The 22769-nt window shown below is 41.5% G+C and carries 19 protein-coding genes and 1 rRNA gene; 5 read left to right on the top strand and 15 right to left on the bottom strand.

Going from position 1 to position 22769, the window contains the following annotated elements; all coding sequences use genetic code 11:
• Together NO991_RS16270 and NO991_RS16265 are read right to left on the bottom strand one after the other, a co-directional pair.
• Positions 1–66, bottom strand: a 16S ribosomal RNA gene (locus tag NO991_RS16270); the annotation flags it as partial.
• A gap of 582 nt (positions 67–648) precedes the next feature.
• Positions 649–1506 carry a tetratricopeptide repeat protein gene (locus NO991_RS16265; protein WP_138615828.1) on the bottom strand — a complete coding sequence of 286 codons (858 nt, stop codon included), beginning with the start codon at positions 1504–1506 and terminating at the stop codon, positions 649–651.
• A gap of 83 nt (positions 1507–1589) precedes the next feature.
• Between NO991_RS16265 and NO991_RS16260 the strand changes: the two genes are divergently transcribed.
• The gene (locus NO991_RS16260) at positions 1590–2903 is read left to right on the top strand and encodes a M20 family metallopeptidase (RefSeq protein ID WP_371352195.1); all 1314 of its coding nucleotides are present in this window, start codon (positions 1590–1592) and stop codon (positions 2901–2903) included.
• A 1-nt stretch (position 2904) separates the two neighbouring features.
• Here the strand turns inward: NO991_RS16260 and NO991_RS16255 are convergent, their stop codons facing one another.
• From NO991_RS16255 to pomA, 4 genes are all read right to left on the bottom strand, one after another.
• The gene (locus NO991_RS16255) at positions 2905–4815 is read right to left on the bottom strand and encodes a DNA topoisomerase III (RefSeq protein ID WP_371352194.1); all 1911 of its coding nucleotides are present in this window, start codon (positions 4813–4815) and stop codon (positions 2905–2907) included.
• Positions 4816–4881: 66 nt separating this feature from the next.
• Positions 4882–5358: a hypothetical protein gene (locus tag NO991_RS16250; protein WP_138600416.1), complete on the bottom strand. Its 477-nt coding sequence runs from the start codon at positions 5356–5358 to the stop codon at positions 4882–4884.
• Positions 5359–5488: 130 nt separating this feature from the next.
• Positions 5489–6412 (bottom strand): flagellar motor protein MotB, encoded by a 924-nt coding sequence (locus tag NO991_RS16245; protein WP_054552563.1) that lies wholly within the window; start codon positions 6410–6412, stop codon positions 5489–5491.
• Between the two features lie 3 nt (positions 6413–6415).
• Entirely contained in the window at positions 6416–7183 is a 768-nt protein-coding gene (pomA, locus tag NO991_RS16240; protein ID WP_054552564.1) for a flagellar motor protein PomA, read from the bottom strand.
• Between the two features lie 272 nt (positions 7184–7455).
• Between pomA and xseB the strand changes: the two genes are divergently transcribed.
• The 4 genes from xseB (at position 7456) to NO991_RS16220 (ending at position 12929) form a co-directional block, all read left to right on the top strand.
• Positions 7456–7698: an exodeoxyribonuclease VII small subunit gene (gene xseB / locus NO991_RS16235; protein ID WP_054552565.1), complete on the top strand. Its 243-nt coding sequence runs from the start codon at positions 7456–7458 to the stop codon at positions 7696–7698.
• Positions 7699–7702: 4 nt separating this feature from the next.
• Positions 7703–8590, top strand: a complete 888-nt coding sequence (gene ispA / locus NO991_RS16230) for a (2E,6E)-farnesyl diphosphate synthase (RefSeq protein WP_371352193.1) — start codon at positions 7703–7705, stop codon at positions 8588–8590.
• Between the two features lie 88 nt (positions 8591–8678).
• On the top strand, positions 8679–10541 hold the full coding sequence (gene dxs / locus NO991_RS16225; RefSeq protein WP_138615819.1) for a 1-deoxy-D-xylulose-5-phosphate synthase: 1863 nt from the start codon (positions 8679–8681) through the stop codon (positions 10539–10541).
• 285 nt (positions 10542–10826) lie between these two features.
• Positions 10827–12929, top strand: coding sequence for a hypothetical protein (locus NO991_RS16220; protein ID WP_371352197.1), 2103 nt, complete (start codon positions 10827–10829; stop codon positions 12927–12929).
• A 76-nt stretch (positions 12930–13005) separates the two neighbouring features.
• Here the strand turns inward: NO991_RS16220 and NO991_RS16215 are convergent, their stop codons facing one another.
• The 9 genes from NO991_RS16215 to ribD all read right to left on the bottom strand — a co-directional run bounded on the left by NO991_RS16215 (position 13006) and on the right by ribD (position 22767).
• A complete protein-coding gene (locus tag NO991_RS16215; RefSeq protein ID WP_166338119.1) occupies positions 13006–14118 on the bottom strand; it encodes a hypothetical protein in 1113 nt (370 codons plus the stop codon).
• Positions 14119–14194: 76 nt separating this feature from the next.
• Positions 14195–17281, bottom strand: coding sequence for a diguanylate cyclase domain-containing protein (locus NO991_RS16210; RefSeq protein WP_371352192.1), 3087 nt, complete (start codon positions 17279–17281; stop codon positions 14195–14197).
• A gap of 33 nt (positions 17282–17314) precedes the next feature.
• Entirely contained in the window at positions 17315–17800 is a 486-nt protein-coding gene (locus NO991_RS16205) for a phosphatidylglycerophosphatase A (RefSeq protein ID WP_062566077.1), read from the bottom strand.
• Positions 17797–18771 (bottom strand): thiamine-phosphate kinase, encoded by a 975-nt coding sequence (thiL, locus tag NO991_RS16200; RefSeq protein WP_054552570.1) that lies wholly within the window; start codon positions 18769–18771, stop codon positions 17797–17799. The genes NO991_RS16205 and thiL overlap by 4 nt, the downstream gene beginning before the upstream one ends.
• Before the next feature lie 44 nt (positions 18772–18815).
• Positions 18816–19226, bottom strand: coding sequence for a transcription antitermination factor NusB (gene nusB / locus NO991_RS16195; RefSeq protein ID WP_054552571.1), 411 nt, complete (start codon positions 19224–19226; stop codon positions 18816–18818).
• 15 nt (positions 19227–19241) lie between these two features.
• Positions 19242–19706 carry a 6,7-dimethyl-8-ribityllumazine synthase gene (gene ribE, locus NO991_RS16190; protein ID WP_054562661.1) on the bottom strand — a complete coding sequence of 155 codons (465 nt, stop codon included), beginning with the start codon at positions 19704–19706 and terminating at the stop codon, positions 19242–19244.
• 105 nt (positions 19707–19811) lie between these two features.
• Positions 19812–20927 (bottom strand): bifunctional 3,4-dihydroxy-2-butanone-4-phosphate synthase/GTP cyclohydrolase II, encoded by a 1116-nt coding sequence (gene ribBA / locus NO991_RS16185; RefSeq protein ID WP_138615817.1) that lies wholly within the window; start codon positions 20925–20927, stop codon positions 19812–19814.
• Positions 20928–20969: 42 nt separating this feature from the next.
• Positions 20970–21623: a riboflavin synthase gene (locus tag NO991_RS16180; RefSeq protein ID WP_054552574.1), complete on the bottom strand. Its 654-nt coding sequence runs from the start codon at positions 21621–21623 to the stop codon at positions 20970–20972.
• Between the two features lie 4 nt (positions 21624–21627).
• Positions 21628–22767: a bifunctional diaminohydroxyphosphoribosylaminopyrimidine deaminase/5-amino-6-(5-phosphoribosylamino)uracil reductase RibD gene (gene ribD / locus NO991_RS16175; protein WP_371352191.1), complete on the bottom strand. Its 1140-nt coding sequence runs from the start codon at positions 22765–22767 to the stop codon at positions 21628–21630.
• Positions 22768–22769: the final 2 nt, after the last annotated feature.

Below are 22769 nucleotides of genomic sequence, written 5' to 3'. Positions count from 1 at the left end.
CTCGACTTGCATGTGTTAGGCCTGCCGCCAGCGTTCAATCTGAGCCATGATCAAACTCTTCAATTAAAAGTTTTTTGTTTGAAGTAAACTTCAAACCATGCTCAATGAATTCTGTATAAATTGACTATATAGTCACTCATAAGAAATTGAGACTCTAAATTTGTTTGCTCCACTTAGTAAACTAAGCTTCGCTGTTAGAACTCAATCTGTACGAGTGCCCACACAGATGATTGCTTTATATTGTTAAAGAACGTTGCGACGTTGTCGCTAGGGATGCGTATAATACATCCTTAAATTTTCGAGTCAACACTTAATTTTAAACTTTCTTTTTAGACCGTTTTAAACCGAAGTTTTACTTAACTCTCTGTCACTTTGTTCAGCGCTTTTCATTGCTGCCCGCCGTGTCAGTGGATGCGCATTATAGGGAGATGGATTTTTAACGCAAGCACTTTTTGTAGAAAACTAATAAAAACTTACCTTTCGCGCAAAAAACAAGCTAAAGGCAGTAAAAAACACAGTTTACTGTACGAAATACAGCCAACTTTTCTCGAGAGGATCTTAAGTATTATCGATAATAGGTAATACGCAAGTTTTTAAATAAAAAAAGCGCCACTATTTTTAATGGCGCTTTTATCAATCAACTCTTAATTAGTACAAGATACTATATAACTTACGACGGTACTTAGATGCCAAGGCATCGCCATCAGGTAAAGAAGCGATAATTTCTAGATAGGTTGGTTTTGCATCTGCGTAGTTAAGATCTTTTTTAAGTACATTAAATAACATCTCTAGTGCTTCTTCTTTACGACCCGCGCTATTAAGAGCATTACTTAGTTCTACTTTTATCTCTAAATCATTTGGGTATTTTTCAACTTTATCCTGCAGTGCTTTTATCTCTGGCGAATCAGTGGCAGCTAATGCTTGTTCACATTTTGCTTGAATATTTGTGAAATACGCATCACGTTCGTTTTCTGCAACCGAATCTAATAATGCTTGTGCATCTTCTAATTTATGAATTTGAATACAGATATCAGCTAAAACTAACTTTACACGTGTGTGATTTGGATCAAGTTCATAAGCCTGCTTTGCATAGTTAAAGGCATTATTTAGATCTTGATTAATTAACGCTTGCTTAGCTTGCTCTAATAATAACTCGTGTTGAGCTGGTAAATGTTTAGCTAGCGCATCGCGAATTTGCTGTTCTGTTTGAGCACCCGGTAACATATCGACAGGTGCTGAATCTTTTAACATCACAAGCGTTGGTAATGCTTGTAAACCAATTTGCTGCGCAAGTTGCCCTGCAAGAGCTTGCTCAACATCGCAATCTAATGTCGCTACTAATAAATGCTCACCATACTCATTTGCTATTTTCTCTAAAATTGCAGCTTGCTGATGGCACTCTGGGTTTTGTGCAGAGTAAAAAGTAAGTAGCACTAGCTTTTCAGCTGACGTTTCACCCAATGCTTGCTGCAAATTTTGTGGGGTAAGGTTTATCATATTATTCATTTGATTGATTGCACTATATAAGTATTTAGGTTTTTATATAGTGGCAAACATAACAATTACAAGCCCAACGGGTCGAGGTCATTATGAAATTATCTGCTATTTCTGCAGCTTTATTACTTCTTAGTCCATTCGCACAAGCAACAACGCTCGATTTAAACCTTCAAAAGACTATGCCTGAAATTGAAAAGCTCTATTTAGACTTACATCAATCTCCTGAGCTGTCTTACCATGAAAAAGAAACGGGCCAAAAGCTTGCAAAGCAATTAAAACAACTGGGCTTTACTGTTACAGATAATGTAGGTGGTTATGGCGTTGTTGGTATTTATGAAAACGGTGATGGCCCTACAGTAATGATCCGCACTGATACTGATGGACTACCAATTGTTGAGCAAACTGGAAAACCTTACGCTTCTAAAGTGACTGTAACAAATGATGCTGGTGCAACCGTTGGCGTAATGCATGGTTGTGGTCATGATATTCACATGAGCTCATTTATTGGCACAGCACAACAGTTAATGACACATAAAGATCAGTGGCAAGGTACGTTAATGATGGTCGCACAACCTGCAGAGGAAGTTGGCGGTGGTGCAAAAGCAATGCTTAAAGAAGGGCTTTTCACTAAGTACCCTACTCCAGATCATGTTATTGGTTTGCATGTAAGTGCAAGCGTTCCTGCTGGTAAAGTTAGCATGAAAACTGAATATACAATGGCAAGTGTTGACTCTGTTGATATTACAGTAAAGGGCAAAGGCGGTCACGGTGCCTATCCACACACAACGATAGACCCAGTTGTGATTGCTTCACGTATTGTATTGGCACTGCAAACTATTACTAGTCGCGAATTGTCACCACTCGAGCCGTCAGTGATCACCGTTGGCTCAATTCATGGAGGCTCTAAACACAATGTCATTTCAGATGAAGTAAAACTACAACTTACATTGCGTAGCTATAACCCTGAAGTTCGTTTACAACAAATCGCGGCAATTAAACGAATTACTAAAGGCATCGCATTAAGTGCTGGGCTTGACGAAAGCTTAGCACCAGAAGTCTATGTGCATGAAGATGAGTCAATTCCTTCAACTTATAACAATCCTGCACAAACCAATGTAGTGCGTTCAGCAATTGCTAACGCTATTGGTGAAGACAATGTACTTGAAACTGAAGCTGTAATGGCCGGTGAAGACTTTGGCCTTTATGGCCGTACAGAACAAAATGTGCCGATTACTTTGTTTTGGTTAGGCGGTGTTGAACCGAGTCAATATGACTCAGCAATGCAATCTGGCACAACATTACCTTCTTTACACTCAAGTAAGTTTGCACCTGATTACAAAAAAGCACTTCCTACTGGAATTACAGCAATGAGTAACGCCGCGGTTGCCCTATTCAACAAAAAGTAGTTTAGGCTGACTTAGCTCTGGACTTAGCCTTCCTTTTAAAACGTCGCTTTTGCGGCGTTTTTGGTAACTGGGCAAAGACTTGGCTATCGCATTGCTTGGCTTGCTCAACTAAAGCATTTAACTCTTCCAACAATGGTGTTAAAAATTGCTGATAACTCATATGCTGTTCAGCGATATTACCTAACGATGCTTCCCACTTAGCTGTTAAGTCAGGGCTAGCAAGCTGTTCTGGTAATGTACTTATGAGTGCTTTACCTGTTGCGGTAGCCAGAATGTTTTTACCCTGACGTTCTAAAAAACGGCGTTTAAATAAAAGCTCAAGAATACCGGCTCGCGTAGCTTCAGTACCAAGACCATCTGTTTCTTTAAGGATCTTTTTAATTTCTGGGTCTTTCACATACCGACTGATGCCTGTCATGGCACTTAATAAGGTCGCATCAGTAAAATGCGCTGGCGGTGTCGTCATTTTGTCTACTACTTCACCTTGATTGCAATGCAGCTGTTGACCTTTTTCAAGTGGCGGTAAGGTTTGCTCATCTTTTAACTCTGTTTTGCCCATTAATATTTTAAAGCCTAAGCTAACATCTTGCTTAGCTGCTGCTTTAAAAAGCCCACCCGCAATTTCGACCATTACTTTAGTTTCGTTAAAAACATAGTCTGGATAAAATTGGATTAAATAATGACGACAGATCAAGCGATAAATTTTTTGTTCATCACTATTTAATGACGCTGAGCGAAGTTGTTTTTCGGTAGGAACAATAGCGTGGTGAGCTGCCACTTTGCTGTCATTAAAACATTTACTCCGCTTACTGCTATCAGCTTGCTTACAAGCTTCAATTGCTTGACCTTCATTATTAGCGATGGCGGCAATGATACTCGCGGCATCTTTATGATGATCTTTTGGTAAATAGCGATTATCTGAACGAGGGTACGTAATTAACTTATGACGCTCATACAAGTTTTGGCAGGTATCTAGCACTTTTTGTGCAGGCATTGAAAACGCCTTTGCCGCATCAATCTGTAAAGCGGATAAATTATAAGGTAGCGGTGCCTGTTGTTTTTTTTGCTTTTGCTCAAGCTCAACCACTTTAGCTGGTTGATTAGTTATACGTGACACAACATTTTCAGCAAGCCCCCTATGCAATACTCGCCCTTCTTCATCTTGATAAGGTTCACATGCTTTACTTGGTTGCCACTTTGCAGCAAATGTTTGCTGCTGCTGAGTTTCAAGGTGAGCTAATACTTCATAAAAAGGTTTCGCTACAAAGTGAGTGATTTCATTATCACGATTAACGACTAAACCTAAAATAGGCGTTTGAACACGCCCAACAGATAGCACATTGCCAAATCCAGCTTTTTGCCCAGCAAGCGTATAGGCTCGAGTTAAATTCATGCCAAATAACCAATCGGCACGTGATCGAGCTAAGGCAGACACACTCAAAGGAATAAAATCGCGGTTCGATTTCAAATTATTTAGTGCTTTTTTAACTGCACTTAAGTTTAAGTCGCTGATCAAGAGTCGTTGAATTTGCTGTTTTTTGGCTTGGCTAAGTTTAACCTGTTCGATCACTTCATCAACCAATAGCTGGCCTTCCCTATCAGGGTCGCCAGCATGAATTATTGTACTTGCCTGCTTAATGAGCTTTTTTAGTACAGTAAGTTGTTTGCGTGTTTTTGCTTTAGGTTTTAATTGCCATTGTTCTGGCACGATAGGTAAATGCTCAAATCGCCATTTTTTAAAACTTGCATCGTAATCATCGGGCTCTGCTTGCTCAAGTAAATGACCAATACACCAAGAGACACAATCTCCATTACCAAGCTCTATATAACCATCATGTTTTTTTTGTGGTTTTGGTAGAGCATCTGCAATGGCTCGTGCCAAGGATGGTTTTTCGGCAATGTAAAGTTTCATAACGCAACACTAAATACTGTTTTTATAAACAGTAGTCTAGCACAGGATTTTTAACGAAGAAACGCCTTAAGCTTGCTGGCTTCGTCGAGTAAAAAGATAGATAAGTGGTAGGTAACATACGACCACAGTACCAATATTGATTAGCGGTAGCAGGGTCTTATACATGTAAGTGCTGTAAGACAAATCCCAAAGGTGGCGGTCAACTAAACGGAACAGTTGCAAAATAGGCGCCATTATCACAACCAACTGCCCTAAAACACTTTGCCATAAGTAGACTTTATCTTTAATACCTAAGTAAGCAATGATTGCCATCCAAGCAATATCATTAAAAGCCCAAACGACATAGCGCCAAATATAAATGTCATCAAATTCACGTAAGCCGCTATGAATTAAGGTACCGTATAAAAAGAAACATGCTGTTATTACGGTAAAGTGGAATGCCTGCCAATCTTTGCGGAGGTAGAAAACGAAAATAGCAGGGCTCAGAATGAACACCCAGCTATTATTCAAAATTGAGATGGTATATACAAACCAATCAGGCAAAATTAACTAACCTTAATCTGTTTTACCATCATCGTCGCCACTACCATTACCAGGCATGTAGCTATATTTATCAACTTTTTTCATTTTTATTCTCTATTACATTTGTTAATGAGGCTTAACTTTAATTGATTTACTGCCTTACATCAATAGGTTCAGATTCGTGTGCTTTACCTTGCATAATAGAGATTTCAACACGGCGATTTCGCTTGCGATCTTCGTCGGTTACATTCGGTACTAAAGGCCTCGTTTCTGCGTGGCCGACTACCATCATACGGGACTTATCAAACCCTGGCGCTTTTTCCATTTCACTGGCAACTGCCACCGCACGCTTTGATGATAAATCCCAATTATTGGTATAAAGCTCATTCGATACTTGGAAGTCATCAGTGTGCCCTGACACAGTTATTTCACCTGGCACATCTTTTAACAGCGTAGCAATATCACGAATGATAGGTTTAAACTTTGGCTGTAAAAAAGCACTACCTGATGGGAATGAACCATTCTCACGAATGCGAATAATAATTTGCTGGCCTAATGACTCAAGCTCAATTGCCCCATCCATAATTTGCTGTTCTAGTTGCTGGGCAATTTTCTTCACAAGCTCATTGGTTTGTTCTTGATCAGCTGCAGAAATTGACTGCTCCAAGGCTTGTTGCTGAGCCGTACTTTGCGATTCTCCACCACGCTTATTACCGCGCTGTTCTTGACGACCACCGGCGGAGCTTTCGTCGCCAGCCTGAAACTCAAGCATTTGTTGCGTCATTTCTACGGTTTGTTGCTGAATCGTTTCAATAGGTGTTGGCTCAGGTTTGCCTGGAGTGAACTCCATGGCAATGACCGAGGTTCCCTTTGGAATATCTTTTACTTCAATTTTATTTTGTACACCAAAAGCAAACTTCATAGAGCCAGCAATTTGCTTAAACTTCAGTACGTCCATTTCTGAGAAAGCAAGCAAGAGTACAAAGAAGCACATTAATAATGACATTAAATCCGCGAAGGTACCCATCCATGCAGGCAAGCCTGGTGGAGGACATTTGCACTCTTCATCTGACATGCTCTACTCCTCGGTATCAACTTTACGTTTTGATTCGGCTAAGTAGTTTTTCAAAATACCTTCAATTACTTTCGGGTTCTGACCGTCTTGAATACCTAGCACCGCGTCAAGAATTAAGCGTTGATTAAGGGCTTCTTCGTCTTTACGCAGTTCTAGTTTTACCTGAATTGGAATAGCGACAACGTTTGCTAAGAAAGCACCATAAAGAGTTGTTAAAAGGGCAACTGCCATTGCTGGGCCGATTGCCTTTGGGTCATCCATGTTTGATAACATAGCAACCAGACCGATTAGCGTACCGATCATACCCATTGCAGGCGCAATATCGGCAAGTGATTTGAATAAACCAGCACCGAGTTCATGACGGTTAGCAGTAAGAGAAATATCTTTTTGCAGCGTGGCGCGAACGACATCAGCATCATGACCATCCACTAACATATCGACCCCTTTACGCATAAAACCGTTGGGGATTTCAGCTTCTTCTAATGCTAAGAAGCCACCTTTACGTGCAGAATCAGCTAATTCTACTGCTTTTTCAATTAATTCTTCCGGAGATTCGATTTTGAACATAAAAGCTTTTGCTGCCACTTTACCTATGCCCAAAAATTGCCCCATGGTGAAATTTGATAATACAATAAAAATCGAACCACCAAATACAATGACCACCGAAGGCGTGTTGTAAAACATTGCAACTTGGCCATCACTACTTAACACCATCGACATAGCAATTAAGCCTATGGCACCAAGAATACCTATTATGGTTGCTAAATCCACATACCCCTCCAGAGGAACAATTACACGATACACTCAAGTATCAAATTTTTATTATTAACTGCTTATCGGCAAGCAGTTGAAATACTTAAATCATTAAATGAATTAATTTTATTTTAATGTAAGATTTTTAAGCTACAAGTTTAAGCTGTATTTAAAATCGTAAAAATAGCATACTAAAAATGAATTATGCGTAAAAAAACACATCATTCTTTGACCTAGTTTAGCATTCCCCCTAAAATTGGCCTCACTTTCTAACAGCTACCGAGGCCACAATGGCAACAAAGAAACCAGAAAACTTAAGCTTTGAAGAAGCACTGGATGAATTATCTCAAATTGTTGCACAAATGGAGCAAGGTGAATTGTCACTGGAACAATCACTAAAACAATTTGAACGCGGCATTGCGCTAGCAAACGCTTCGTCTGGTAAGTTACAACAAGCCGAACAAAAAGTTGCCATTTTAATGGGTAACGATAGCCAAGCGCCTCTTAGCAATTTTGATTCAAACTTGGACTAATTAAGTGCAATTAAAAGAACAATTACAACGCGCTCGTGAAGACGTAGAAGCACACTTAAATCGCTATTTTGAACAGCCACTTAATACCGAAAAAAACATCAAAGAAGCCACCCACTACGGTGTTCTAAATGGTGGTAAACGCTTACGTCCTTACCTTGTATATGCAACGGGCCGGATGATGGGCGCGGACAAGGCCGATCTTGATATTCTTGCCGCCGCTATTGAGTGTATTCATAGCTATTCTTTAGTTCATGATGACTTACCAGCAATGGATGATGATGACTTAAGACGTGGCCGCCCTACCTGTCATATTGTCTATGGCGAAGCACAAGCCATACTCGCAGGTGATGCCTTACAAACACTGGCATTTGATTTAATTGCCAATCATCAATTTGCTGTTTCTGCGAGCCAGCAAGTAAAAATGATTGCCTCATTAAGCAAAGCCTCAGGTATTGAAGGTATGGTAGGTGGGCAAGCACTGGATATTGAAGCGACCGATAAAGAAATTACAGTTGCTCAGCTAGAGCGCATTCATCAGCTAAAAACGGGTGCCTTGCTTAATTGTGCAATTACACTCGGTGCATTGAGTGCAAAAAGCTGTGATGAACATACACTCGCGCAATTAAACCGATTCGGTCAAGCAATTGGGCTGGCCTTTCAGGTACAAGACGATATCCTTGATGTAGAAGCTGATACTGAAACATTAGGTAAGCCACAGGGTTCCGATGTTGCTGCAAACAAAGCAACCTACCCTGCTTTATTAGGGATGGCAGGCGCAAAGCACAAAGCACAAGATTTGCTGGCTCAAGCTCATCAAGCTCTTGAGGCTATTGATTACGACACCAGCGAATTGGCGAGTCTTGCAAGCTATATTGTTGAACGCAATTATTAATACCTAAAAAGAAAGACAAAATAACTAAAAAATCGGAGCGGCAATGGGCTATAATGCACTCTGGTTAGCGAAGGATGTATAAAAAATCATGACACTTGATAGTAGCAAGTATCCATTATTAAGTTTGGTTGACGAACCAGCACAACTGCGTGATTTAGCGCAAGACAAGTTACCTGCGTTTAGTAAAGAGTTACGCGAATACCTACTTAACTCAGTTTCGCAAAGTAGTGGTCATCTAGCATCAGGTTTAGGCACTGTTGAGTTAACAGTTGCACTGCATTATGTTTATAACACTCCTGAAGATCGTTTAGTTTGGGATGTGGGTCATCAAGCATACCCGCATAAAATCTTAACGGGTCGTCGTGACCAAATGCATACTATTCGTCAAAAAGACGGTTTGCACCCTTTCCCATTCCGTGAAGAAAGCCCTTACGATACATTTAGTGTTGGTCATTCGAGCACCTCAATTTCAGCAGCCTTAGGTATGGCCATTGCTGCAGAAAAAGAAGGTAAAGATCGTAAAACTGTTGCTGTTATTGGCGATGGTGCGATCACTGCTGGTATGGCATTTGAAGCAATGAATCACATGGGTGATGTTAACCCTAACGTGTTAATTATCTTAAACGACAATGAAATGTCGATTTCAGAAAACGTAGGTGCACTCAATAACCACTTTGCCCGAATTTTATCTGGCAGCTTCTACACCAATATTCGTGAAGGCAGTAAAAAGCTCCTTTCTGGTTTACCGCCTGTGAAAGAACTTGCTAGCCGCATGGAAGAGCACCTAAAAGGGATGGTCATTCCGGGCACGTTCTTTGAAGAGTTAGGCCTAAATTACATCGGCCCAATCGATGGTCATGATGTAAATATGTTGGTTGATACCTTACGTAATATGCGTAACCTTAAAGGCCCACAGTTACTACATATTAAAACGCAAAAAGGTAAAGGTTATAAGCCTGCTGAAGCGGATCCAATTGGCTACCACGGCGTACCAAAATTTGATCCGAGCATGTCGAAATTACCAAAATCAAAACCGGGTGCTGCCACATTCTCAAATGTGTTTGGTGACTGGTTATGCGATATGGCAGCCCAAGACGACAAGCTAATGGCAATTACCCCTGCGATGCGTGAAGGTTCAGGCATGGTGCGTTTTTCAAAAGAGTATCCTGCGCAATACTTTGATGTGGCGATTGCTGAACAACATGCTGTAACGCTTGCAGCAGGCCTTGCTTGTGAAGGGTTGAAGCCTGTTGTTGCTATTTATTCAAGCTTTTTACAACGCGCTTACGATCAACTTATCCACGATGTAGCATTACAAAACTTACCTGTTTTATTCGCTATTGACCGTGCAGGTATTGTTGGTGCTGATGGTGAAACTCACCAAGGCGCCTATGACTTAAGTTTTATGCGCTGTATTCCTAATATGATTATTATGGCGCCAAGCGACACTAACGAGTGCCGCCAAATGCTTTACACTGGCTACCAATGCAATCAACCTGTCGCTGTTCGTTACCCACGTGGTAGTGCCGGCAATTGTGATGTTGAATCAACAATGAGTGCGATTGAAATCGGTAAAGCGCGTAGTATCAAACAAGGTAGTAAAGTGGCCATCTTGTCGTTTGGTACGCTGTTAGAGAGCGCCAAAGTAGCCGCAGATGAGCTAAATGCAACAGTGATTGATATGCGCTTTATCAAACCACTTGATACTGAAGCTATTAATGAGTTACTTAGCAGCCATGATGTCATTGTTACTTTAGAAGACAATGCCATTGCAGGCGGTGCTGGTTCTGCTGTGAATGAATATTTGGCTGCAATCAAAGCCGATGTGACTATCTTAAATTTAGGTATTCCAGATGAGTTCATTAAGCATGGCACACAAGATGAAATGCACGCTGAGATGGGCCTAGATGCCAATGGCATCTTAACTCGCATTAAAGAGTTCATGGCTTAAAAACTATACGCAATTCATTAAAAAGGAGCCTCATGGCTCCTTTTTTATTATTTAAAACCATACACATAAAAAATAACTTACCTATTTTCTATTTTCTTGCATCCAATATCTTTAGCTAGCCGTTTATTCATTGAGGTTAACTCGTGAGCACGTATTTTGTCGTTAAACAATACAGGTTGTTTGTTCACATTTGATGGAATATTTAAAAGGTATAGACAAATGAATACGATTAAAAGTAAAGCTATTAAAGATCAACAACTCGCTAATTCAAAACTATCTAAGGTCATGTTTTCTGCCATTGCTCTTGCTGTGATGCTGGGTATTACAGGGTGTGATGGAGATGATGGTAAAGATGGTGCTATGGGAGCTCAAGGTGCAGCAGGGCTAGATGGTACTAATGGTGTCGATGGCCAAAATGGCGCTGATGGTCAAAATGGCGCTGATGGTATGAATGGCAACGATGGCGCTCCTGGCTTTGCATCAGCAACATTTATATTAGCGAACAATGGCTCAGATAATGCGGGCACTATCAACCTCATTGATCAAAATGCCGCTAAACTCACAACATTTAATACTGGTGCTAATGAAGGTGTTGTTTTCGATAGCTTAGGTAATTTAGTGCAAGCTGCTGATTCTGGAAATGGAGCACTGAGTACCGTATGCCAAGTGTTAAACCGTGCAGATGGCATGTACACCAATAATATTGATCGTACATTAACTGGCACAAACACCACACTTGTAAATCCGAAGGGCATACATATTTCTAATAAATATGGTCTTGTTTTTATTGCTGATTTCAATGCTATGCAAGTAACTGTATTTGGTAAAGAAGCTGCAGGCGATGTAGCACCATTAGCAACAACGGTAACTGATGCAACACCATGGGATCTTACGTACGATGAAAATAATGATCGTCTTTACGTCGCACTAACTAATGGTGATGTTGCTGTTTACGACAGTTATGTAATGGGTGGTTTTGCTGCAACACCAACTCGAACCATTACACCAAGTGATGAAACTGGTACAAAAATCTCAGTCAATATTCATGGTATTGCTTTAGATATGACTAGTAACAAGCTTGTGCTGTCTGATGTAGGTAGTGCATCTGATGCAACAGATGGTGCACTCTTTGTCATTTCAAATGCTGCTCAAGCAGATGGTATGGTAGCGGTTGACCGTCATATAGCAGGCCCAATGTCTATGCTCGGTAACCCTGTGGATATAAGTCTTACTGGCAGCGACTTGCGTGTGGCTGAAAAATCAAATGATGCAGTTTTAGTATTTAGTAATATATTTGCAGGCGAAAGTGGTGATGTATCACCAGATCTCATCACGCCAACAACAAAACCTGAATCAATAACAGAAACCGTTATGCATAATAATATGCAAGATAGCTCTGATAGTATTATGGTTAACATGCCCCTGCTCGGTGTAGCTGTAAGTAGTAACCCAGGAACAGTAGGTCCAACAACAGGTCAAATTAGTCGTTTAAACGCACCTTTAACAGCCGAACTGGCAACGTATAATGCAAGTCAAACAATTGAAAGTGTGGCTTTTGATAAGTCTGGCACTAGCTACGCAACATTTGATGATGCAGTTACATCGATGGGTGGTATCGTTATTTCAAACAAGGTTGCAACACAGCGTAACGGCGAAAGTTACGCAACCAACCAAGATAGAACAATCATGGGAGCAAGTACTGGTATTATCTCACCAAAAGGTATTGATATAGCTTCAGATACAGGCATGATTTTTGTTGCTGAATTTAATGCAACAACGCCTGGTGTTCTCATTTTCTCTAGCTGCGCAACAGGTGATGTAAGCCCATTAATGACCCTAACACCCAGTGCTAGTGCACGCCCTTGGGATGTAGACTATGATCCATCAACTGACAGGGCATTTGTTGCACTTACCAATGGCACAATTGCTGTTTTTGATGAAGTGAAAAGCAAGTGGATGTCAGGTATGACAACCATTACAGGTGAAGATCGTTTAATTACCCCTGCATCGGGCGGCACTGCATTTGCTGCACCAACCAATATTCATGGTATTGATTACGACCCATTAAGTGACTCACTAATAGTTTCTGATGTTGGCTCTGCAGCCGATGCCACCGACGGGAAAATTTATGTGATTAATAGTGCCGCTATGGCCAGTGGTTTAACCAATGTAAGTGTAAATATCGCAGGTCCTGCAAGCCAATTAGGTAACCCTGTCGATATTATGTATACGGGTAATGATTTATATGTTGCCGAAAAATCAAATGGCCTAGTTATGCGCTTTGATAATATTTTAAATAGCCCTAGCGGTGACATTGCAGCAACGGTGAGCTACTCCTTTACCGCCCCAGAGTCTGTGGCTGTTTTACCAGCTTGGCTTAAACACTAACCATCAAAAGGTGTTTAGGTAACGAACGCCTCTGTTGGCCTCCAATGCCTTATCTAGCCCTAGGTAAGGCATTTTTCTAATTACACATTGATCTAGGAACACGGAATACTATTGATTGACCAGTTCCATGTTGCTCAAAAAAGATCGTGCAAGTTTCACCACCACCACCACTACCGTTGATAATAGTGTTAGTAGCTCCAGATGAACCATTGAATCCTACAACACCTCCGTTCGAATTGGTAAACGCCCCTGTTTCATTCAATTCTGCTAACTTATCAAGAGTGCATTCATTATCAATGAGTGCAGGTCCTGTATCACTACCTTTTAGAGCAGACAAGGTCATTCCGGCAACTCTTGATGCTTCATCAATTACAGTGTAACGAGTACGTGGAGCACCATTAGAGTCATAAAGGTAGATTTCATAGTCAAAAACTAAACCATCTTTGAATGAGCTTTCTTTTTCACTTTGTTCAAACTCCCAAATCAAAACAGGCTTTTTCGTTTCTTCAGTGTATTTCACATTGTAACTGACACCATTTAAGTTGACTCCAACACTTGAAGGGCTAACTCGCCCTGAGTTGTTAATGCGGTTTACTACCTCTCCGGTCGGAGCACCTTCTAAGTTGAACATTAGAGATAAATTCATTAACTCTTTAAGATGATTCATTTTATTTGGATCAACTAACATCGATAGAGCTGTATTATCAGGGCAAGTATCTGATGATGAAGTCATTGGCACTGAATTAAAAACCATTGTATTTTGAATATTATTCGCCTCATAATTCTGAATATTACTTATCGCATAACTAAGAGCTTCATTATAATCAACAACAGCTTGATAGCCTTCAATTTGATCCTGAGTTAGTGTCCTATCTAATGCTTGAGCAGAAAATGTTGGAGCAACTTTGCTATGCCCTAATAAAAAGCTATAAACTGTTTTTGTGACAGGATTTACTAAAACTACATTTTTCTGAACAGAGCCACATATCATATTATCAATGCTCATTGGGCGATTAGGATCTTCTGGATAACATTTCTTAGGGTTAATGTACTCATTTTTGGCAATTGTCCTAGCAACCTCTTTACTAGTACATTGTTTGCAAAAAAAAGCCTCCGATTGAATATCAGCTACACCGTTTGATGAATAAAAACCCAATATGCTAATGAACATTACAATTATTTTTTTCATATCCTTCCCTTTTTATAAAAAACTTAATCACCAAAAAATTAACACCCCCCGAAACATCATGTCAACAACACTATATTTAACGCATCCAAATTTTAATATCGGCTAAACCATTGGCTTGCAGTGCGCTGAGTTGCTGATCAACATTGTTGCTTTGCTCGAACTCAAAGGCATCTAATTGCTCATCAAAGGTAATGTTTGCTACACCATCGCCACCGCGCTTTTTAACTTGATGCAGTGCGATATCGGCAAGGTTAACTGAGGTTTCCCAACCAATAACTTGGCCACCCAGTAAAGGTAACGGATAAAAAGACCAACCAATCGACGCAGTGATAGTGGTCGACTGCCCATTCGGTAATCTAAATGGGTTTGCTGCAATTGCTTCACATAAATCGGCCACATAATTGTCTATTGCTGTGCGTTTGAAATCACGTAGTAAGAGTAAAAACTCGTCACCACTCCAACGCGCAACATAGTCAGAACCTTGAGTACGGCTATTCAACAAAGTCGCCATTTGCTGTAAACAGCTATCGCCTGCAAGTGGGCCATACGCATCATTAATGCGGCTGAAGTTATCAAAGTTTATTATTAATAGCACTAGCGACTTACCCTGCGCTTGCAATGACTGTGAGTTACGCTGGAAGTGTTCGATATCTTTAGGGAGCTGATCAAACAAGAAGCGACGGCTACGTAAGCCTGTAAGCTCATCTGAGTGACTAACTAGCTTAAGCTGTGAGTTCACTTGGTTAAGCTTATCGTTAGCTTCTCGAAGCTCTACGGTACGTTCTGTTACTAAGCTTTCAAGGGCTAATTGCTTACGTTTCTCTTGAGCTCTAAATACCCAAAACACGAGGTAGAACAGTAAAATAAAGCTGCTGGTGATCAAGAGTCTAAAATAAATAGTCTCATCAAAACGACGCGGCACTACAAAGCTGTACTCGGTACGACGTGCTTTTTGCCAATCTTCACCACGACGCTTTGCTTCAAGTTGGAACAAAAACGACCCCGGCGGTAAGTTGGTATAGATTGCCTCACGACGAGTATTGGCATAACGCCAGTCACTGTCTAAGCCACTTAAACGGTAACGGAACTCGATACTTGAAGGGGCATAATAATCAATCGCGGTATATTTTAACGTTACATCGCGTTCATCAATTTGTAGCTCAGGCTTATTACCTAAAGTTGCAGTACTTAAATGACGAAGCGGCGTGATCAAGCTTTCAATGCGAGGCTTAAGTGCTTGTACACCAAACAGCTCAACGCTCTTTGGTATTTCTACCACACCTTGCAGACTTGGGTACCAAATAGAGTTGCCTGTGTCTGCTACAGCATCATGGCCAAGGCCAGCACAACATTGACTGGCTTTACCATCAAGTTGACGGTCAAACGATGAGATCACTTGTTCTACTTTTAAACTTTCGATATCAGTACCAAACTGCTCTACAGGCATACGGTATACGCCTTTCATAGTACTGACCCAAATACGTTTTAATTGCTTGTCGTAAACTAGACTGAAAATAGAGCCATACGGTAGACCATCGGTGGCATCTAACTGACGCCACTGCCCTTTGGTACTGCGATAAAATAAGCCATCGTTAAGTGAACCAATTAATATTCCCACTCCTTCGATATTCAAAATACTGGTGACGTAAGCACTTTCTAAACTAGTTTGGTCGCCAATTTTTTCAATCCCGCGGTCGGTAAAGTAATAAGCCCCTTTACTGGTACCTATTAAGCCAAAATTCTGCTCATCATGAACATAAGTAATAAATTTGCTGCTTAAGAAGGCATTGTATGCAAAAGGTGTTAAACCACCATAACTTAAGCGGTACATACCGCGGCCAGTACCGAGCCAAAATCCACCTTTGCTAGAACGGCTAATTGCAAATACTGGGTTATCGCGCAGCGCTCGCCCAGGCACCGTATACAGGTTTTGGTTTTCGTAATAAAACACACCGCGGCCTGTTGCGATGTACAAACGATCACCATCAAATTGTAAGTCGTGCACTGCTGCTCGACCAAACTGATTACTCGGAATTTGATTTACAAAATTCTTGTTGTAGTCGAAGTAGCCAACACCGCTACGGTTAGCCACCCATAATTTGCCATCAGGTGCTTGGCTAATCGCCATCACCGCTTCGGTCATATTTGAGATAGCTGAGTGACGTTCAATACGCCCTTCGTGAGCAAGCCATAAGCCTTCACTGAAGCTTGCCAGCCAAATGTTATTTTGATTGTCACGGAAAATATCGGCAAACCAAATGCTTTGATCGAGCTGGCTAGGTTCAACCCATTGCCAATCTCCTGAATTATTACGAAATAATAAGCGTCCATAAGTAGAGATCCATAGCGCGCCATCGGAGTCGCTCATAAACTTATAAACGGCAGAGTTACTGGCATTTGGCAGTGGGAATGGACGCAGCTCGTCATCTAAATCAAGAAAGTAGGCACCAAGCTCTGAGGCAAGATACAAGTTACCTTCAAGCCACGCCATGTCATGAATAATGGTTTGCGCTAATCGTTCAGGTAGTGAAACCTTGGCAGTCAGCTCTAATCGTAATTTCGCAAAATCAGAAGAGGTATTAGTTAAACGCAATAAGTGACGCTCATTAACCAGCCAAATGCCTTCTGGCGACAATGCCATTTGACTCACCGAACCAACAATTTGCGTAATAGCAGTGGCATTCGAGACCGGTACAATTAACGCGGAGTTTTGATTGAGTGTGACTTGATTTCGAGCAACATAATAAAGGCCATTCGCTGCAATCCAAATACTGCCTTTGGAATCTTCGAGAATATCGCGCACCGGACCTTTAACGTTAAAGGTTTGCGACATCATGGTTTTAGGATCAAGTGTTACTAAACCATTCTTGGTACCAACCCAAAGTAACCCTGTGCTATCGACTAGTAATTTATTGATACCATTACTTGGCAGGAAGTCGCTGTTTTGCGTATTGAAGTTAGTGAACGTATTACCATCAAAGCGGCTTAAGCCAAACTGAGTACCCAGCCACATATAGCCTTGCTCATCTTGAGCAATACTTTTTAATGATTGCGATGGCAAGCCATTTTGGATGTTCCACTGTTTGACGACATAGTCAGTAATAGATGCAAACGCAGGCATGCAGCAAAGCATCAACAAACAGACAACTAGAAATCGCATCATATACTTGCCACCAAGTAACACTTAACTCATCGTTTAAAAAGGCAAATAGCCTGCTTTAAACAAGGCTTGAACACAAATTAATGAAAAAATACCTGCTAAAATATCATCAGCCATGATGCCCAAGCCCCCGTGTAAACGTCTATCTAAAATTCTGATAGGACCTGGTTTAGCGATATCAAAAAAGCGGAACAATAAAAAACCAACCAACAGTGACTGCCAACTCAGTGCAGCACCAATCATGGTGATATAATAACCAGCAACTTCATCCCAAACAATGGCTGGATGATCATGCACCCCTAAGTCATCTGCTGTTTTACCACATGCCCAAATACCAAACACGCTGATCACGACAGCAAATACAATTTGTAACCAAAGCGGAAAATACATTGTGGTGAAAATAAATGGCAAGGCAGCAAAGGTACCAAAGGTGCCTGGCGCTTTAGGGGCAAGGCCTAAGCCAAAACCCAGACCAAAAAATTGGTGTGGGCGTTTTAAATTGAATAAACGGTTACTGCTCAAACCGGCTCCTTTGTAAAGTGCTGAAAGCCTTTTCCTTGGTAGTTAAACTTTTCGCCGTCAAGCAATAGCTCAATCTCACCTTCGCCACTTTTAATTTGACCTACACAGCTTGCTTCTACACCATATTGGCGCAGTTTCATATCAACCATGCTTTTATTGCTTTCTGGCACAGTAAACAGCAACTCATAGTCGTCACCGTAATTTAAGATATAGTCAAATTGCTCAGCACGTGGAATCGACGAATTTAATGCATCAGAAACAGGCACTTTATCAACATTGATCACCGCACTAACTTGCGATAGCGCTAAAATATGGCCTAAATCAGCTAATAAGCCATCGGAGATATCAATTGCTGAAGAGGCTGCGCCTCGCAAAACTTGCCCCGCTGCTACACGTGGCGTCGGATAATCAAAACGATTATTTAAATAGCTTAAGTGTTCAGGGGCGATATCGAGGCCTTGTTTACGGGCTTCAATGGCTACACCAGCATCTCCTAATGGACCTGTTACATAAATCCAATCGCCCACTTTAGCACCGCTACGGCGCAGTGCTTTGCCTTCAGGCACGATGCCTTTAGCACAAATCGTAATAGTTAAAGGACCTTGAGTGGTATCACCACCAATGATTTGCACATTGAAGTACTCTGCAATTTCATGCATGCCTTCAGTGAACTCTTCAAGCCACTCTATATTTGCTTCAGGCAAAGTTAGGCCTACCGAAATCCACGTAGGTTCAGCGCCCATTGCCGCAAGATCACTTAAGTTAACAGCTAAAGCTCGATGCCCAAGAGCACGGGCAGAGATGTCATCAAAAAAGTGTACGCCCGCAACTAAAGTATCTGTTGTTACCGCCAATTGACAGTTTTCAGGCACAGTTACTAAGGCACAATCGTCACCAATACCTAGGTTCACATCACGGCGAATAATGCCACGGCCCTTAAAATAACGATTGATTAATTCAAATTCCTTCATACACAAAAAAGCCGGCCCAAGCCGGCTCTCCTTTACGGGGTTACTTACTTACGCAGTTCTTTCACTGCTTTATCAAGTACACCGTTGACAAATTTATGGCTGTCTTCAGCACCAAACATCTTAGCAAGCTCAATGCCTTCATTGATTGCCACTTTGTAAGGTACGTCTTCACGGAATTTCAGCTCATAGCCAGACAGACGTAAAATTGCTTTTTCGACCATGTCTAACTCATCAGCTGGGCGTGCTAAATGTGGTGCAACGATTTCATCTAATTGCTTACAGTTAACAACAACACCGCGTGCTAGGTCTTTGAAATATTCGACGTCGATCTTAGTCACATCATTTTCAATTAACATTTGCTGTTCAATATCAGCAATTGGGTTGCCGCTTAACTGCCAAGAGTATACGGCTTGAAGTGCTAAGATACGTGCTTTACGTCTTGCTGCTGGTTTCACAGAGATTCCTTAAACTTAAATTTTGTCTAACACATTAACCATTTCAAGCGCACCTAAAGCAGCTTCGCCGCCTTTATTACCCATTTTGGTACCTGCGCGCTCAATTGCTTGCTCAATGCTTTCAGTGGTTAATACGCCAAATGCAACCGGGATATCGTACTCAAGAGATACTTGTGCAAGACCTTTGTTTGATTCGCCAGCGACTAAATCAAAGTGTGGCGTACCACCTCTGATCACGACACCTAGAGCGATGATTGCATCGTGTTCTTTCTTTGCTGCAACGCGTTTCGCTGCTAAAGGTAATTCAACGGCACCTGGTACGTAAACAACAGTAATGTCGTCTTCAGAAACACCACCTGTGCGCTTAAGCTCATCAACAGCACCTGCTAATAGGCTGCTACCAATAAAGTCATTAAAGCGAGAAATGACAATGGCAAATTTTTTGCCCGGTGCGTATTTGTTACCTTCAATAATTTTCATTTAATAACCCTAAAAAATAAGTTTAAGCGGTTGCGATTGCGCAAAAATTACGGCGCATAATACCACAAAAATATAAAAGTAGCCTAGTAAATCTATTTTCCCAAATTAAGAGCGAGGCTCAACATAGTCAACCACTTCTAAGTGGAAACCAGATAGCGCGTGGTACTTCTTAGGACGGCTCATTAAGCGCATCTTTTCAATACCTAAATCAGCCAAAATTTGCGAACCAACACCCACAGTACGCGAGGTACCTTGGAATTTACGATGACTGACATTTTCGCCCGCATCTTCAGCGGCAAAGGCTTTAACGGTTGCTTCTAGATCTTCTGTTGACTCTTGTTTACCTAAAATAACCAGCACGCCGTTATGCTCAGCGATATAAGCCATAGCATCTGATAAGCCCCAGCTACGATCAGCACTTCTATCTGATAATAGAATATCGTTAAAGGTGCTTTGTAAGTGAACTCGTACTAACGTTGGCTCATCTTTCGATACTTCACCTTTTTGTAAAACATAGTGAAGCTGACCATCAATTGTGTCTTTGTAGGTCACTAAATCAAACTCACCATGATCCGTTGGTAGTTTACATTTAGCAACACGCTCAATGGTGGTTTCGTTTAGGTTTCGGTATTCAATTAAATCTGCAATAGTGCCAATCTTTAAGTCATGCTCTTTAGCAAATACTTCAAGATCTGGGCGACGGGCCATAGTGCCATCTGCATTTAGAATTTCAACAATCACAGATGAAGGTTCAAGACCTGCTAAACGTGCTAAATCACAACCCGCTTCAGTATGACCAGCACGTGTTAACACGCCACCAGGCTGCGCCATAATTGGGAAAATATGCCCTGGCTGTACGATATCGCTCGGTACGGCACCTTTAGCGATTGCGGCTTGTACAGTACGTGCGCGGTCGGCTGCTGAAATACCTGTAGTTACGCCTTTCGCCGCTTCAATCGACATAGTGAAGTTAGTTGAAAAAGCTGCACCGTTATTTTTAACCATCAGTGGTAATTCTAACTGCTGACAACGCTCTTGTGTCATTGTTAAACAAATTAAACCACGGCCGTGTGTTGCCATAAAGTTGATGGCATCAGCACTGATATGTTCTGCCGCGATAATTAAATCGCCTTCATTTTCTCGGTCTTCATCGTCCATTAAAATAACCATTTTACCGGCTTTAATGTCATCGATAATTTCTTGCGCGCTGTGTAAATTCATAATGTGCCCATGAGAGTATGATTAATAGTGACGTATCTTTGCTTATTTAATAAAGCCAGCTTGTGCGAGCAAGCTCATTGATATGTCTGAACGGGAAGGTTGTTCAGCCCCTTTAATTAGGCGCTCTAAATAGCGAGCAATCTGGTCAACTTCTAAGTTCACCTGAGTACCCACCTGAAATTCTGCAATCGTTGTTTGCTCAGCAGTATGTGGAACAATCGTTAGCTTAAAGCGATTTTGCTCAACCTCGTTGACGGTTAGGCTAATGCCATCAATACACACCGAGCCTTTGTACGGAATGTACTTCATTAAATCATTGTCAGTACTTAACCAATACTCAGTTGCACGAGCATTAGGACTAATACTTTCGACAGTAGCAATACCATCAACATGGCCTGACACTAAGTGCCCACCTAGGCGAGAAACCGGTTGCATAGCTTTTTCGAGGTTAACTGTTTGCCCTTTTTTATAATGTGCAAACCCAGTTAAGCTAATTGTTTCGTTTGATAAGTCAGCACTAAAACCATCGCTATGTTTAGCGACAACCGTTAAACACACACCATTGGTGGCAATACTGTCACCGAGCTTGACGTCTTCCATATCCAAATTAGCGCTTTGAATACGAATAGCTAGATCGCCTTGCTTTTGTGTTAGTTCAACAATTTTACCTGTTGCTTCAATAATTCCAGTAAACATAGTGCTACTCTTTATTTTCAATTTTTGAGGCTTGCTTTGCTTTTGTCGCTGTTAAGCGAATATCGTCGCCAATCATCACTGTGTCAGTAAAGGTCAGCTCAGTGATATCACTCATCATGGTGACTTCTGCAAAGTTTAGTAAGCTTTTGCCCATATCACCTACTAACTTAGGGGCAATATAAACAATATATTCGTCAATTAAATCTTGCTCGGCAAACACCCCAGCAAGGGTTGCCCCCGCTTCGAGCCAAATATGATTAAATTGCAGTTCAGCAAGACGCTTTAAAACCGCCGATAAATCAACTTTATTGTTAACTGCTGGCACCACTTCGTGTTTAACAAAGTGAGGCCACTTGGTGTGATTATCAAGCGAAGTGGTAAAAATTATTACCGGGCTCTCGATGCTGAATAACGCAAGCTCAGGCGTTAACCTGTTTTGTGAGTCAATAATGATTCGGGTTGGTTGGCGCAAAGGCAACGAGGTTGGCATGGGAAATGGCAACTCATCAACACGGACATTAAGTTTTGCATTATCAGTAATAACGGTGTCTGCACCGGTTAAGATAGCGCAGCTTTGCGCACGAAATGCTTGCACATCTTGGCGCGCTTGAGGGCCTGTTATCCATTTACTTTGACCGTTATTTAGCGCAGTTTTACCATCTAAACTACACGCCATTTTACAGGTTACATATGGCAACCCAGTTTCCATACGCTTTAAAAAGCCTTTGTTTAAGTCGCGCGCTTGTTGCTCAAGTAAGCCAGATGCCACACTAATACCAGCGTCAGCTAATATCTGCAGGCCGCGACCACTTACCGCAGGGTTTGGGTCAACCATAGCAGCAATCACCTTGCTTACACCCGCAGCTTTTAAACCTTCGGCACAAGGCGGAGTGCGTCCATAATGACTACAAGGCTCTAAAGTGACATAGGCAGTGGCGCCCTTTGCTTTATCGCCAGCTACAGCCAACGCATTCACTTCAGCATGGCCCTGCCCTGCGATTTGATGAAACCCTTCGCCGACTATTTCGTCATCTTTAACCAGTACACAGCCAACATTCGGGTTTGGCGTGGTAGTAAAACGGCCGTGTTTAGCAAGCTCAATGGCACGCGCCATGTAAACAGTATCAAGTTCTGTAAACGACATGA

Source organism: Pseudoalteromonas sp. DY56-GL22 (assembly GCF_041414715.1).
In the GTDB taxonomy this organism is placed as follows: Bacteria; Pseudomonadota; Gammaproteobacteria; order Enterobacterales; family Alteromonadaceae; genus Pseudoalteromonas; species Pseudoalteromonas simplex.
Note: the sequence above shows the minus strand (reverse complement) of the source record. Positions and strands in the feature narration are given on the sequence as shown.